The organism is Thermovirga sp., from assembly GCA_012523215.1.
Taxonomy (GTDB): domain Bacteria; phylum Synergistota; class Synergistia; order Synergistales; family Thermovirgaceae; genus 58-81.
Genome location: JAAYIZ010000069.1, coordinates 1 through 1,525 on the forward strand (window position 1 = coordinate 1; position 1,525 = coordinate 1,525).

2 protein-coding genes are annotated in these 1,525 nt (G+C 57.4%); both read right to left on the bottom strand.

Going from position 1 to position 1,525, the window contains the following annotated elements; genetic code table 11:
• Positions 1-861, bottom strand: an 861-nt coding sequence (locus GX108_02135; protein NLO55846.1) for a ribose-phosphate pyrophosphokinase, incomplete at its 3' end; no start/stop codon positions are given.
• Between the two features lie 2 nt (positions 862-863).
• A partial coding sequence (locus tag GX108_02140; protein ID NLO55847.1) for a UDP-N-acetylglucosamine diphosphorylase/glucosamine-1-phosphate N-acetyltransferase occupies positions 864-1,525 on the bottom strand: 662 nt, incomplete at its 5' end.

A 1,525-nucleotide genomic window follows, 5' to 3' on the forward strand; every position in this document is an offset into this window, starting at 1 on the left:
CGGGAGTGGGATCGTGTTTGTCAGGACCACCTGGTGAATGGGCGACCTGCTTATCCTGTCGATGGCTGGACCCGAGAGGACGCCGTGGGTCGCACAGGCGTAGACCTTTTTGGCTCCCCTCGCCAATACCGCTTCGGCCGCCTGCACCATGGTGCCTGCCGTATCTATGATATCGTCCACGAGCACCGCCGTCTTGCCCGAGACGTCACCGATCACTTCCATGACCTCGCTGAAGTTGGCTACCTCATGGGAGCGACGCTTGTCGACTATCGCGAGATCGGCGTTAAGGGGCACAGCGAAACGCCTCGCCCTGGTCACGGCGCCGATATCAGGCGGGATGACCACCAGGTCGCCCTTTTCCAGTTCTTTCTTAAGAACATCCCTGAAGTAGGCGGCTAACAACGGTATACCCGTGAGGTGATCCACGGGGATGTCAAAGAAGCCCTGAAGCTGTCCGGCGTGCAGATCCGCGGCCAGGACGCGGTCGGCGCCAGCCTTCTCTATCAGGTTGGCCACCAGCTTGGCGGTTATGGGATCCCTGGCTTTGGATTTCCGGTCTTGCCTGGCATAACCAAAGTAGGGGGTCACCACGTTCACCCGGTAGGCCGAGGCCCTGCGCATGGCATCGATCATAATCAGGAGTTCCATGAGGTTCTCGTTGACGAGTTCGCAGGTGGGCTGAACAACGTAAACATCGGCCCCTCTTACGCTCTCTTCCACGGAAAGCCCGATCTCCCCGTCGGAGAAGCGGAATATGTTCGCTGTCGCGACCCCGACCCCGAGATTTTCACAGATCGACCTGGTGAATTCCGGATGAGCACTACCCGAAAAAACCTTCAGTTCTCGTAATTTTGAGGCCACCTTTATTCCCCTCCCCCGTCAGCCTTCCTTCTCCTGCGGGCCCATCCCTCGATATTCTTCTGCCTAGCCCTTCCGATGGCCAGGCTCTCAGTGGGAACGTCCTTCGTGATAACCGATCCGGCCGCGGTGTAACAACCGTCGCCCAGCGTAACGGGTGCCACCAGCATTGTATCGCTGCCGATGAAGCAACCTTCGCCTATGAAGGTCGAGTTTTTCTTTTCCCCGTCAAAATTGCAGGTTACGGTGCCAGCTCCTATGTTGCTTCCTTTCCCCACCGTGGCGTCGCCAATGTAGGTTAGGTGAGGAACCTTGGCTTTTTCGCCGATGACGCTTTTTTTGATCTCCACGAACTTGCCCACGAAAGCCCCCTCGCTCAGCACCGAACCATCCCTGACGAAAGTGAAGGGGCCTAGGATAGAATTATCGCCGGCCGTACTGTCGCAAATCACGACATGCCCCAATAGGTGGACATTCTCGCCTAAAACGCTGTCCCTGACAATAGAGAAACTGCCCAACCTGGAGCCGCTACCGATCTTTGACGCTCCCCACACCTGCACAAAGGGTTCTACCGTCACGTCGTCGCCGATGACAACACCCGGCCCAATCCAAACCGTCCCGGAATCGACGCACTTGAGCCCATTTCTCATATGGCGGTCGAGAATAC